Origin of the sequence: Streptomyces syringium, assembly GCF_017876625.1 — a bacterium.
In the GTDB taxonomy this organism is placed as follows: Bacteria; Actinomycetota; Actinomycetes; order Streptomycetales; family Streptomycetaceae; genus Streptomyces; species Streptomyces syringius.
This window is the reverse complement of sequence record NZ_JAGIOH010000001.1, coordinates 631055-643701: the sequence shown is the minus strand read 5'-3', so window position 1 is coordinate 643701 and position 12647 is coordinate 631055. Positions and strand designations below refer to the sequence as shown.

The following is a 12647-nucleotide window of genomic DNA, read 5'->3' as shown; positions in this document are numbered from 1 at the left end:
CTATTTCTCCTTGCCTTCGGCTTTGCGTCTGCTCGCATGCTTCTCGTGCACCGACTGCCTGCTGACGTTGAGCGACGTGGCGATGCTCTGCCATGACCAGTCCTGGTCGCGGGCGTTGTCGACGTGGACCCGTTCGAGTTCTTCCAGGAGACGGCGCAAGGCGACGACGGCCTGCAGTCCCACCGCGGGGTCCTTGTCGGTGACCTGTCCGGCCAGCGAGGCCGGTGTGTCCTCAGCTCCCATGGGTGTCAGGCTGCCCTGACATCGCATGGGTGTCAAGGAGCCCTGACAGAAGGCTCGGGGTCCGGAGCACCGCGTTGGGAGTGGATCCGGGCACCTGGCCGGCGGGCCGACCGCAAGCGCCGCGGCGGGCGGCCCGCCGGCAACACCCTCAAAGAGCTTCTGGGCTGTGGCCACGAGATTCGACAAACGCGCCTATGTCGAGTTGAAGAGTGGCGCACGACGTTGCCGCACTGAGGGCGGAACTCACGGACATGGCTACGGCCGATCACCAGTCCTCAATCCGCGCGAACAGCGATGACCCCGCCGAGCAGTCGGCCTGGCGGCGATTGACCGCACGGCATGGTGACCGCCTCGGCGAGATCATGGGCGAGTACGGCTGGCCTGCGACGGAACAGGTCGGCGAGGAGGCCGCCCAGGCCCCGGGCGCCGTGGCGGTGTGACGGAGCCGGGGTTCGGCGGCCCCCGACTCGCGCGCCGAACCCTTGGGTGTCGGGGCTGAAGCTGGTCCACGCGAAGAGCGGCGTAACAGAGGTTGTGTCGCGCCTCGCTGAGGCCGAGCTCGATGTGCAGGTTCTTGCCGAGGCCAACCTTGAGGCGATGGTCGGCGTGCGGATTCTGGCGGGCGAGTACAGCACCGGGTCTGTGCACGGCGGCCGGGTCAACGCTTTGGGGCATTGACGAAAACGGTGCTCGGGTGGTCATCGAGTTCAAGCCCGCGACGGAGGTGGAGTTCGGTCGCCTGGAATAGCAGGTGGATCTCCACCGGATCGGCAGGCGAAGCACTTGGCCGACGGCGTTGCCCCGGACGCCCCGGGGTGCGGGGCGGACAGCGACGCGGCGGTCGTCGCGCCCGCCCCGAGCACGCATGTCCCCGTCTACGCGGCGGAGGTGAGTTCGGCGCGGCCGAACAGCAGGGCGTAGCCGGTGGGGAGCTGGCCCAGGATGCGGGTGACGAGGTCGGGGCCGGCGTGGGCGGCGACGGCGGAGAAGACGGATCCGGTGTCCCAGCGGGTGGTGGCCAGAGAGGCGCCGGTGCGGGCGGCGAGGTCCTTGACGAAGGCCCAGCCGGTCAGGGGCCGGGTGTCGGGGATCTGCGCGGTCAGTACGCGTGCGGCCTCCAAGGGCAGACAGGCGGCGAGATCGACGCGTTCGTCGCCGGTCAGCTGGCGTCCGAGCCCCGCGAGGACCAGGCGGACGGCTTCGTCGGCTCGCTCGCGGGTGGGGTAGGCGCCCTCGTAGCGGACCTTCTCCAGCATCTGTTCGTACGCCGTCCCGTACGGCTGCTGGTGCTCAAGCGGTACGCGGGCCTGGGAGATCACTGCAGTGCATGCCTTTCGTGGAGCCGGGATGGGTGGGGTGGTGCCGGTGGCGCGGCGCCACCGGTCATGGTCAGGTGGGCTGGGGCGGCCGAGGAGACGGCCGTAGCCGACGGGGAGCTGAAGCAGGGCCGCCCCCACAGGTCATCGCCGGTGGCGTCGGCGACGGTGGACAGCACGGCGCTGACGTCCCAGGCCGCGGTCTGCTCGGTGGCGCCCTCGATCCAGGCGGCGGTCGCCCCGCCGAACCGCTCCCCTCCTTCTTCGGGCTGCCCACGGGGGGAGGACGGGTGAGGGGAGATCAGGTGCCCGTCCTCCGTATCGGCCCGGCCGGTGTCAGCCGGAGACCTCCCTGCGGCCGGAGCCGACGCCGACGGAAATCTTGCGGGGCTTGGCGCGCTCGGCGATCGGGACGCGCAGGGTGAGCACGCCCGAGTCGTAGTCGGCCTTGATGTGCTCGGTGTCGAGGCTGTCTGCGAGCACGAGCTGGCGGGAGAAGACGCCCAGCGGCCGCTCGGACAGCTCCGTCTGCACGTCGTCGGCCTTCGTCACCGGCCGGCGCTCGGCCTTGACGGTGAGCATGTTCCGCTCGACGTCGATGTCGATCGCGTCCTCGGTGACACCGGGAAGGTCGAAGGCCATCACGTACTCGGCACCCTCGCGGTAGGCGTCCATCGGCATGGCCGACGGCCTCGACCAGGTGCCCGCGCCCATCAGCTGCTGCGTCAGCCGGTCCAGCTCACGGAAGGGGGCAGTGCGCATCAACATGGTGAAAGCACCTCCAGCAGATTCAGGCAGTTGCTGCCAATGCGCTCACTGACACTCTTGTAACATGTCATCCAATGGATGACAACCATGATGTCGTCGAAGCGATGACAAACCGAGGGAGGCGTCCGTGACCGCAGCCGACCAGCCGCCCAAGACCCGTACGAACGCCCACAGCCCGGCGTCGTTCCTGGCCGCCGCAGCGGCCCTGAACGCCATAGACGACGCCCTGCGCGACGCCCAGCGGGACTCTCCGGACATGCCCGACGGTCCCGGTCCCGGGCCGGAGCAGGCACTGGCCTCCCTGGTGCTGCTGCGGCAGGTGCGCGAGCAGCTCGCCGGATGGGAGACCGGCCTGATCGAAACCGCCCGCGACGCGGGCGCCAGCTGGGCCGATCTCGCCCATCCCCTCGGCGTCGCCAGCCGTCAGGCAGCCGAGCGCCGCTATCTACGCGGCCGCCCCGGCGCTGCCGGGACCACCGGCGAGCAGCGCGTGACGGCCACCCGCCGGGCCCGGGCCGCCGAACGGACCACCGCCGCCTGGGCCCGCGCCAACGCCGCCGACCTGCGGCGCATCGCGGGCCAGATCACCGCCCTCACCGACCTGCCCGCCGTTGCCCGCCGCCCGCTCGACAAGCTTCACGCGGCCCTTGCCCACGACGACCCCGCCGACCTCATCGCCCCCCTGGCCGCCGCCCGCCCCTACCTGGCCGCCGCCCACCCCGACCTCGCCGCCCGGCTCGACACCCTCACACCCCCCTGAACCACCCATTTCCCCAAGGACAATCCACCGAGCCCCGGCGGCGTCCGCTCGGCGCCGTCCGGAAGATCACCCACTTGTCCTCAACCGCACTTGAGGTCCTACGGTCTCAGCATGACCTGCACGAGGTGCGGGCTCTGACCGAAGCACCAGGAGGGGGACACAACTCATGACGACCCAACAGGCCTCCGACGCCGAACTCGCCGGACAGCCCGCCGCATACTGGACGGGTATCGCCTACGAGGCGCTGATCGCGTATACCCGGGCCCGGCAGGTCGAAAAGGGCTACACCCAGCCCCAGTTCTGGCTGCTGCGCAACCTGTCGGAGAACGACATCTCACCCGACGGCGAGGGAATGACCATCCCCGAGCTCAGGGAGGCCATGGCCTCCTACATCCGTCCCGAGGACGATCTGGCGGCGGAGGCCGAGGTGCTCCTTGAGCGCGGCTGGCTGACCCGCGACGCCGAAGACCGGCTGTGGCTCACCGAGGAGGGCGAACAGGCCCGCCTCAACCTCGCACGCAATGCCCCCGCGATCCGCGCCGCCCTCCACGAGGGCATCGACGACGCGGACTACGTGACCACACTCAAGGTGCTCCAGCAAATGATTCGCAACGCGGGCGGGACGGCGGCCTGACAGACCGAGAGGTCGGGCGGGGGCGCCCTGACCCCCGGTGGTGTCCCGCACGGTGACCAAATCGGGATGAAGGTCCTGCCGGCACTCGGGGCTTGCGCTTCGAGTGCGGCAAGCGAGGGGCCAGGGGTGGACGGTTCGCACCGTGTGCGATTCGCGGCAAGCGCGTGGCCGACCCCGTATCAGGGCGGCGTCAGGAATGCGGAGGGTCGGTTGAACCTGGAGCTGCGGGCTCGTTGAATGGATGACGTGAACAGCTCTTTGCGCCATGACGACCGGCCGCCTCATACGGCGTTGCCGAGTCCTGCGCGCTGTTCGCTGCCGGTGCGGTGAACGTGGTGCTTTAGCGCACCGCACCTCAGGAGCTCCGGCGGCCCGTTGACGCAAGACGCGTCCGCGGAAGCCGTCGCACCTCTTCAGTTACATGCTCGTCGGCGTTCCTTGAGCGCTTGGCGACGCCTTCTCGTTCGCACGACGCCCCCTCCCTCCAGGGGGGTGCTGTCGTCTTTGCCCATATCCCGGAGTGGATCACCATGTCTTCTGTCTTGCCCGCCCCCAGGACCGTGCTGGTCACCGGCGCCACCTCAGGAATCGGCTGGGAGACCGCCCGATTGCTCGCCGGGCAGGGCTGCACCGTCATCGCGCACGCGCCGGACGTGGCATCCGGTCAGAACGCCATTGACCGACTGGTGGCCTCCGGCGTCGACGCCTCGCGCCTGTGCCTTGCCGTCGCGGACTTCTCCCGCCTCGACGAGGTGCGGAGCATGGCCGCCCGGGTCGCCGACGGGCACCCCGTCCTGGACGTCCTGGTCAACAACGCGGCTGTCGTCGCTCCCGAGCGCCACACCATGACCGCCGACGGCAATGAAATCTCTCTCCAGGTCAACTTCCTGGCTGCCTACCTCCTCACCCACGAGCTGTCCGACCCACTGTCCGCCCGCCCCGGCAGCCGCGTCGTCAACGTCTCCTCCGCCATGCACCGCACGGCTTCCATCGCCTGGAACGACCCCCACCGCGCCAAGCGCTACTCCCGGCTCGCCGCCTACGCCCAGTCCCAGCTCGCCCTGACGGTCTCCGCCCGGGAAAAGGCTCCCTGGACCTCCGTCAGCGTGCACCCCGGTATCTGCGACACCGCTCTGCTCCCGCTCTACGCGCACGAGGGCGACTCCGCCGTCGATGGCGCCGAGCGCGTGGTGCGCCTGTGCGACCCGGCCACCGAGGTCGTCCCCGGCGCCTACTACGACCGCACCGCGCTCTCCCCGGCAGCCCCAGTAGCCATGGAGGACCGCACGGTCCGCCGCCTGTGCAAGCTCGCCGACCGGCTGGTCGCCAAGGCCACCTGAAGTCCACAACCTACGGCGAGCCTTGCGCGTGCGAGGCGGGCGCTACGTCGTACGTCCTTCCGCGCACGCGCACTGGTCCCCATCCGACTGCGCGGCACCGACGGCAAAAGAAGTTCGGAAACTCGGACCGCTCCTCAAAGACTGCTGCCTGCTGGAGTGGCCTGCGCCGAAGCGTTCGTCCGACCTGGGCGATGCGGAACGCGGACGCGGTCCCGGTGCGGGGATGGTGAGCTGCGGGACGCGGGCCGGACCGGGTGTCCGGACCTGAACGAGGCATCGCACGCCGCTCTGCTCCGCTCCCCACTGGCGCGCCGGGAACGGGCCGAACTCCTGGAGACCGCACAGTCGGCGACCGAGTACGGATGGTTGCGGCCGGCTGCCCGCTGCCCCCGGCCACACGGTGGCTGTACGAACCGCATCCACACAGTGCACCTGGGCCAGGCGCCCGCGCCCCGGGGCCGCCGGTACGGTGCATCTCCGAGGACGGCCCCGCGAGATCCGGGTGATACGCGGTGTGCACGGGTAGGGCGTGGTGGACCGGTGTGCACGACGAAAGGGCGATGACGTATGGACAGATCCGCCTCCAAGGGCTCCGTGCGGGCAAGCCTCGCGCTGAGCGCGGCTGTGGTGTGGGCCGTGCTCAGCGCCACGGTGAGCGCGGCGCTGCCCGAAGACGCGAGCGGGGTCACGAGAACGACGGCCGCCGCGCGTGAACGGGCGTGCCCCATCGTGTACTTCGACCTGGGCGAGACCCTCGTGCACACCGCCGACGACGGCAGCACCGGCTATCAACCCGGCGCGGCCTCTTATCTGCGTGCCCTGCGCCTACGCCGCATTCCCGTCGGCCTGATCACCAATGTGCCGCCCTCCTGGGGTACGACCGACGCCGAGCGCGCCGCCAGGCTGCGTCAGGAGGTCGACGCCACCTGGCGGGGGCCCGAGCCGTTCGCCTGGAAGGACTTCGGCGACCGCGTCCTTACCCCGCGTACCGAGGCGGAACGCAAACCGGCCCCCGCTCTGTGGCAGCGGGCGAAGGCCGGCTCGGGCCGCTGCCGAGTGGTCTATCAGGCGGAGACGGCCGAGGAGGTCAGAGCGGCTTCCTCGCTCGGTTTCGTGCCGTACCAGGTCGGTCGGCCGCACCGGCCCGCGTTTCTCCCGGTCCGGCTGGTCGAACTCCTTGGCCGGCGCTCTCCCGCTTGACCACCCCGCTGCGCACCAGCAGTTGGAAGGCCCCGAGCAGCACCGCCGTGGCGAGCGCGCTGTGCCACAGCAAGGCGTCCAGGCGTCCGGCGGCGAGATAGGCGCCCGCGGCGATCGCGGCCAGTGCGCACACCGCGCGGTCCACGATGCTCTCGACCGAGAGCAGCGTGGCGCGCGGGGCGTGCGCGGGCACCGCGTCGTTCATCAGCTTGCGTTGGACGGGGTAAGCGAAGCCGGTCGCGGCGGCGAACAGGCAGAGCAGCGCGACGACGGCCCACGGCCCGCCGAATGTCATGGCTGCCAGGCTGCCCGCCAGCGCGAGGCTGAGGACCGAGACCCAGGCGACCGGTGGCAGGCGGCGGCTCAGCCACTGCGGACGGGCCGATGCCACCGCCTCCGCCACCGTCATCGCCGCCATCACGCTGCCGTGCGAGGCTTCCGCGATGCCGTGGTCCAGCAGGATCGGCTGGAAGAGGTTGACCTGGCAGATCCGGGAGAGCGTGAAGATCGCCACGCCCTGCACCATCACCAGGGTCAGCCATCGTGAGGAGGCGACACAGCGCAGCGCGGCGCCCGCGTCCCGCAGGAACGCGCCGCCCCCGTGCCCTCCGTCCGTCTTCCCCGTACCGTCGCCCGCCCCCGCAAGGCGGGGCAGCGCGACGGCGCAGGCGAGGGAGCCCGCCGCGCTGGCGGCGCTGAGCACGTACGGGGCCGGATGTGCCACGGCCATCAGGGGTCCGACCAGCGGCCAGCACACGACCTTCGCCACGAGCCCCAGCGCCCGAGCGGTGCCCTCCGCCCTCAGGTAGTGCTCGTCGCACTTCTCGGCGCGCAGACCGTCGTACAGGTAGGCGCTGGCCGCTCCCGAGGTGAGGGAACGGCCAGCGGCGATGGCCAGGAAGTGGACGAGGAAGCCGGCGTAGGAGGCGCTGACCACCGGAGCCAGGTTCGCCGCGGTCATGACTACCGCGCCGGCGAGCAGGCAGTTGCGGGTGCCGATCCGGTCGGCGATCAGGCCCGTCGGGATCTCGAACAGGCAGAAGGCCACGTAGTAGATGCTCTGGATGCCGAAGATCTGCCCGTCCGAGAGCCCGGCCGCCTTCTGGTAGGCGTAGAACACCGGCATCCACCACAGCAGGTTGAACAGCAGCTGGAAGCCGTAGTTGAGCCGGATGATCCGGCGGGCGGTGACGGTCGGGCCGGTGCCCGCCCCCCGCCGGCTGGAGCGCGCCCTCACAGCGCGTACGGGCGGACCTGGACCAGCCGGAAGTCGCCCCGGTCGGTCATCAGCCACTCGATGTCCAACGGCCGGTCCACGTCGGACCCGCTGAAGTGGGACTGCAGGAGCCGCCCGGTCAGGCACAGGTCGGCAAGCCGGGCGCGGGTGGCGGCGGAGAGCCCGTCGCCCGAGGAACCCAGGGCGACGGTACGGCCGCCGCCCTCCACGGTGTTGTACAGGTACTGCTGCGGCAGGACCGAACCCTCGACCACCTGCTCCGGGGAGCCGGGGGAACAGTTGAGGTAGACGTTGCGGAAGTCCTCGCGACGGGTCGGGTCGCAGGTCACCAGAACGCCGCCGAGCGAGGCGGGGACGTACTCCTGGACGATGACGCCCATGTAGGTGTCGTCCAGGGAGATGCCGACCTGGTGGCGAAGGCGCACGCTGCGGGGCGAGAGCAGCGAGGCCCACACTTGGCGTACGGCGTCCAGGAGTCCGTCGGCTCCGTGGGCGGTGGTGACGGAGTCGTAGACGCCCGCCGCGGAGAACCCCGGAAGGTCCTCGGCATTGGACGAGGAGCGCACCACCAGGCGGCCGCGCGGGTCGGCGGGGGCGGCAAAGGCCTGGCGGATCTGCCGGGTGACCGACTCGGGGACGGGGGTGTGCCGGATCAGGTGCTGGAGCTGCAGGCAGAGCGAGTCCAGGACGTCGGTGGCGTCGAGTTCGAGTGCCATCTTGAGCTTGCCGATGCCCTGCTGGAGGGCGGGGGAGGAGGCCAGGAAGTGCTGCTGGAGCGCGAAGGGCAGCGCGACGCCTTCGGGGGCGCCGACCGTCGTGGCCACGAAGGCGGCGGCAGCGGCGCGTAATTCGGCAAGGGAGGGCGCGTTCAGGCCGAGGCGGGCCGCGAGATGCCCGTAGAGGTCCTCGCGCGGCGGGCGGGGCCGCCCGTAGAAGGCGGTCAGGTCGGCCGTGCGGCTGTCGAGTACGTGGTGCAGCTCGCCGAGGTTGGCCGCCTTGGTGCCGTAGCGGTCGCGGTCGGCGCTGCGCAGCCGGTGCAGGGCCAGTACGGGAACGTCTTCGAGCAGCGGCGGTTCGAGGCGTATGCGCTGCTGGTGCCAGGCCGGAGCCCGCAGGTCGGGTTCGTGGTCGAGCCGCTCGAGGGATATCTCGTCCTCGCGGACCCGATAGCGGACCCACGCGCCGTCCAGGCCGTCCTTGTCGACGAGCTGTTCCAGGTCGCGCACGATCGCGTTGGGAATGCCCCAGCCGGAGGCGAGGACGTTGGTGTGCGATAGCGGGGTGATCGGCGCGGTGTTGAGGAATCCGGCGACCCGGGGGACGTCGTCCGGCAGGCAGGGCATGGCCACGATGTCCGCCCAGCCGAGCCCGGCCTCCGCCGCCGCGTACTCCTCGCGCGTACGGAAGAACCGCAGCCGCCCGGTGGCCTCGCCGGGATTGAGCGGGGCGCGGGCCCGGGAACCGAAGAGCTCGTGGCTGAGGATGCGCGGCACGCACAGTTCACTGATCGCCGCCAGCTCCTCCTCCTGCCCGTGGTTGGCGGGCTTGAGGAGCAGGGGCAGCCTGCCGTCGACCCGTGCCCGTACGAACTCGTAGAAGAACGAGAGGAGTTCGCCGTGCATGGTGTCGGCCTCGGTCGTCTCCAGGACGAGGAACGTGCGTTCGCGGCCGTCCGTGACCTGTTCGGTGTGCAGGGACAGCACACCGAGCAGGAAGCGACGCCCGGGGTCCATGTAGACGGAGGCGTTGAAGGCGTCGAGCTCCGCGTCGAGCGTGGTCAGGTCCATGCCCAGAATGCGGGTGGCGATGTAGTTGACGTGGAAGGGGTGCGCGGCGGTGTCGAGCAGGTGCCAGGTGTTCTCGGCACGGTCGACGACGACCTTGAGGTACGGGTGTCCCGCCAGGACCCCGGAGAGGGTGCGGAAGAGCGGCAGGGAGAGGTTCTCGCCGACGACCGTGCGGTCCGTGACCGGTTCGGCGGCACCGGTGAGCAGCTGGGCGGTCATACCGAAACCTCCTCGGGCTGAGCGGCGGGCAGCACCCGGGGCAGGGCGTCCACCAGGGTCTCGAAGTCGCGGAGCACGGTCCGCGCGTCGGCGGCGGAGAGCAGGCACAGGGCCGCCATGGTGTTGGCACCGGCGGCCGGGTCGTACACGGGCACGACACTGCCGTCGGCAAGCGAACTCTCCTCGACCACCGACAGGCGGCTGCCTCGGCTGAGGGTGATGTCCGCCGAGACGGCGCGGAAGTCCCAGACCTTGCGGACCGGCCAGGCCCGGCCGCGGCCGTCGACCGCGAGGACGACGAGGGAGCCCGCCGCGCCGCGCGCCTGCGCCGGGGTGAGGACCTGCTCGGGCCATGCGACCGGGTGTCCGAGGAGGTGGTCGACGAGCATGCCGACGAGGTCGAGCCCGAAGACCTCCTCGATCTGCGGCACGGTCATCGCGCCGCCGAACCGGGCGGCCGTCTCGATCAGCCACATGCTGCCGTCGGCGCCGAGCTTGATCTCGGTGTGGGTCCCGCAGTCGCGCAGGCCGAGGGCGTCGACCGCGCGGCGGGCCAGGTCCACGATCCGGTCCTGGGCGTCCCGGGCCAGCAGGGCGGGGGTGATGCTCGCGCGTTCGGTGAACGGCTCGACCGTGGGCATCCGCCCGCTGAGGCACACCGGGTGGAAGGTGCCGTTCGCCACGACGCCCTCGACACTGACGTAATCGCCCCAGCCGGGCTCGTCGAACCAGTCCGACGCGGTGCCGGTGACGATCTGCTCGACCACGTAGTCCGCGTCGGCCTCGGCCACGTGCAGCTCCGCGTAGCCCAGCCGGGCCGATTCGGCCATCACGTCACAGGAGCGGGCCCAGGCGGCCGACACCTCGTGCGGGGAGCGGATGATCTGGTGCGCGGTGGAGCCGGCGCTCCAGGCCGCCTTGAGGAGCAGCGGGCCGGGCAGGGAGCGAGCCGCCGCGTGCAGGTCGGCCTCGGTGCCCACGGGACGGAACTCGGGCTGCGACAGCCCGTGTCGCTGCCAGGTGCGGCGCATCAGCCGCTTGTCGCGGGCGAGCGCGGAGGCACCGCCTGCCCCCGCGAGACCGAGCGCCTCGCACGCCTCGGCGACGGCCACGACCGCATACTCGGAGAAGGTGAGCACCGCGTCCGCGCCCACGGCCTCGGCCCGCGCGACGATCAGGGACACCAGGTCGGAGCGGTGTGCGCCGGCAGGCGTCACGACCGAGGCGCACAGTCTGCGGGCGGAGCCTGCCACGGCGGGAGGAAGAGCGCTGAGCGCCAGCAGGTGCACTTCCGCCCTCGCGGCCGTCCGGGACAGGACGTGACCGAGCGGCGGACCACCCTTGGCATGCACTAACAGCACCTTGCTCACTGAAGTTCGTCTCCAATCATCCGGTTTTCGACGGATCGCCATATGCGGGGGAACGTGCGGTGAGCCCGGTGGCTCTCCGGTCCGCGTGGCGGAACGTGTTCACCCGCTTACTCCAGGGGACCAGGCCGCAACCGCCCGCGACGCCTCCGGGGACCCCCGGGACTCAGGCATTTGCCTGAGTCCCGGGGCGCCTCCGCCTCCGCAGCGGCTTTCGGCGCGACGGCACCCCGGCCGGGATCCGGGCATGTGCGGAGTGGGTGCGGGATATCCAACGCCGTATGACTGCGCGTCAGCCAGTCGTATACGGACGGAGAGCGCTGTGGACGATTCCAGTCTCAAGGCACTGCTCGAGCACCTTCCCGTGTTCTGGTGGGAAGCCGACGAGACGTGGCAGGTGCTGGAACAGGGAGGCGGCGCCTTCACCGACTCCGGCACGGCGCGGCGCTTCCTGGACCGGCTGCGCCGGGAACTCCCCGACCCGGGGCACTCGCCGCAGGAGGGCCGCCGACGGATCCGGTTCGACGGCCGCGCCTTCGACGTCAGCCGACTCCCGAGCGAGGGCCGGGCCCACGGCCGTGCGCGCGGCCTCGCGGTGGAGGCCGACACCCGCACCGAGGCCCCGGGCGGACACGCGGCCTTCGCGGACCTGGTGGACCTCGCCCCGGCCGCCGCCTTCATCCGCGACAAGGACGGACGCTACCTGTGGGCCAACCACGCCTACGGGCACCTCTACGGCACGGTCCCGGAACAGGTCGTCGGAAAGTACATAGAGGACCTCGACGAGCCCGCCGAGGCCGACCGGTTCCGCACCCTCGACCAGGAGGTCCTCAGCCGGGGTACGCCGGTACGGCACACCCTCGGCTACCGGCGCCAGGACGGCAGCGCGGGCCGGGCGGTGGGCCACCGCTTTCCCGTACGGGAGAACGCGCAGACCTGCGTCGCCGGAATCTACGTGGACGTCACGGACCACCTGCGCGCCACGGCCCAGTGGCAGGAGGCCGAGGAGCACCTGGAGGCCCTGCGCGACCACAGCGGCCTGCCCTGCGCGCTGCTCTCGGCGAACGGGCGCGTGGTCGAGGCGAGCGCGGCGGCGGCCGAACTGTTCCGGCTCAGCCCGCACGATCTGGTCGGCCGCCGCGCGCACACCCTGCTCGCCCCGGAACCCGATCTCGACCGGCTGCACCGGCGCTGGAACGGCCTGATAGCGCGCCGCACCAGAAGGGTCGAGACATCCGCGGTGCTCGTGGACGCCCAGGGGTTGCAGCGCCGCGCGCGGCTCCACCTGACGACGATCGGCCACTCCGTCACCCGGGCCCGGCACGTCTGGGCCGTCGTCACACACCAGAGCCTCGCCCACGAGGCGCATGCGCCGCTCACCGCCGCGCAGGTCCGCATCCTCTCCCTCCTGGCGGAGGGCAGCAGCAACGGCGACATCGCCACTTCGCTGCAGTTGTCCCGGCAGACGGTCGACTACCACCTCAGCCGCCTGCGGCATGTCCTGGGGGCGGCGACCCGCCCGGCCCTCGTCGCCCGCGCCTACGTCCTCGGCATCCTGGCCCCGTGCGCCTGGCCTCCGCGCTCCGCCACGGCTGCCCATCCACTCAGCGCTGTCTGAGGGAAGGGCAGCGGCGAGCCTTCCGCGGTGCGAGGCCGCGCAGTGCTGAACGGGCCGGGCCCTGCGTGTCGGGGGCTGTCGCGGTGGACGTGTCCGAGACCGGATGTGGGCCGGCAGATGGCCGGGGTGCTCGGAAATCGCAAGCCCGGGATCAGGCT

General features: G+C 71.3%; 12 protein-coding genes and 2 pseudogenes. 7 read left to right on the top strand and 7 right to left on the bottom strand.

Going from position 1 to position 12647, the window contains the following annotated elements:
* On the bottom strand, positions 1–243 hold the full coding sequence (locus tag JO379_RS02900) for a hypothetical protein (protein ID WP_209513636.1): 243 nt from the start codon (positions 241–243) through the stop codon (positions 1–3).
* Between the two features lie 209 nt (positions 244–452).
* On the opposite strand from JO379_RS02900, the pseudogene JO379_RS02895 reads away from it, so the two are divergent.
* Together JO379_RS02895 and JO379_RS02890 are read left to right on the top strand one after the other, a co-directional pair.
* A pseudogene (locus JO379_RS02895) lies at positions 453–677 on the top strand (DUF6624 domain-containing protein); the annotation flags it as partial.
* Between the two features lie 52 nt (positions 678–729).
* Complete coding sequence (locus JO379_RS02890; protein ID WP_245381352.1) at positions 730–921, top strand: hypothetical protein; 192 nt, start codon at positions 730–732, stop codon at positions 919–921.
* A gap of 197 nt (positions 922–1118) precedes the next feature.
* Here the strand turns inward: JO379_RS02890 and JO379_RS02885 are convergent, their stop codons facing one another.
* From JO379_RS02885 to JO379_RS02880, 3 genes and pseudogenes are all read right to left on the bottom strand, one after another.
* Positions 1119–1562, bottom strand: coding sequence for a DUF2267 domain-containing protein (locus JO379_RS02885; protein WP_209513635.1), 444 nt, complete (start codon positions 1560–1562; stop codon positions 1119–1121).
* 75 nt (positions 1563–1637) lie between these two features.
* Positions 1638–1813 (bottom strand): annotated as a pseudogene (locus tag JO379_RS33070) (DUF2267 domain-containing protein); the annotation flags it as partial.
* Positions 1814–1895: 82 nt separating this feature from the next.
* Positions 1896–2327, bottom strand: coding sequence for an Hsp20/alpha crystallin family protein (locus JO379_RS02880; RefSeq protein ID WP_209513634.1), 432 nt, complete (start codon positions 2325–2327; stop codon positions 1896–1898).
* Between the two features lie 127 nt (positions 2328–2454).
* Here JO379_RS02880 and JO379_RS02875 point away from each other — a divergent pair, with 127 nt between their 5' ends.
* From JO379_RS02875 to JO379_RS02860, 4 genes are all read left to right on the top strand, one after another.
* The gene (locus JO379_RS02875; RefSeq protein ID WP_209513633.1) at positions 2455–3087 is read left to right on the top strand and encodes a type III effector protein; all 633 of its coding nucleotides are present in this window, start codon (positions 2455–2457) and stop codon (positions 3085–3087) included.
* A gap of 166 nt (positions 3088–3253) precedes the next feature.
* On the top strand, positions 3254–3721 hold the full coding sequence (locus JO379_RS02870) for a winged helix DNA-binding protein (protein WP_209513632.1): 468 nt from the start codon (positions 3254–3256) through the stop codon (positions 3719–3721).
* A gap of 530 nt (positions 3722–4251) precedes the next feature.
* Positions 4252–5061 carry an SDR family NAD(P)-dependent oxidoreductase gene (locus JO379_RS02865; RefSeq protein ID WP_209513631.1) on the top strand — a complete coding sequence of 270 codons (810 nt, stop codon included), beginning with the start codon at positions 4252–4254 and terminating at the stop codon, positions 5059–5061.
* Positions 5062–5628: 567 nt separating this feature from the next.
* Complete coding sequence (locus JO379_RS02860) at positions 5629–6261, top strand: HAD family hydrolase (RefSeq protein WP_209513630.1); 633 nt, start codon at positions 5629–5631, stop codon at positions 6259–6261.
* Here the strand turns inward: JO379_RS02860 and JO379_RS02855 are convergent.
* Genes JO379_RS02855 through JO379_RS02845 form a run of 3 tightly spaced genes read right to left on the bottom strand, consistent with a single transcriptional unit; the run spans position 6149 to position 10856 of the window.
* Entirely contained in the window at positions 6149–7498 is a 1350-nt protein-coding gene (locus JO379_RS02855; protein WP_209513629.1) for an MFS transporter, read from the bottom strand. The genes JO379_RS02860 and JO379_RS02855 overlap by 113 nt on opposite strands.
* Positions 7495–9504 carry a PEP/pyruvate-binding domain-containing protein gene (locus tag JO379_RS02850; RefSeq protein ID WP_209513628.1) on the bottom strand — a complete coding sequence of 670 codons (2010 nt, stop codon included), beginning with the start codon at positions 9502–9504 and terminating at the stop codon, positions 7495–7497. Before JO379_RS02850 ends, JO379_RS02855 begins: the two co-directional genes overlap by 4 nt.
* Positions 9501–10856 carry an ATP-grasp domain-containing protein gene (locus tag JO379_RS02845; protein WP_443742789.1) on the bottom strand — a complete coding sequence of 452 codons (1356 nt, stop codon included), beginning with the start codon at positions 10854–10856 and terminating at the stop codon, positions 9501–9503. Before JO379_RS02845 ends, JO379_RS02850 begins: the two co-directional genes overlap by 4 nt.
* A 337-nt stretch (positions 10857–11193) precedes the next feature.
* Between JO379_RS02845 and JO379_RS02840 the strand changes: the two genes are divergently transcribed.
* Positions 11194–12489 (top strand): PAS domain S-box protein, encoded by a 1296-nt coding sequence (locus JO379_RS02840; RefSeq protein ID WP_209513626.1) that lies wholly within the window; start codon positions 11194–11196, stop codon positions 12487–12489.
* Positions 12490–12647 lie beyond the last annotated feature (158 nt).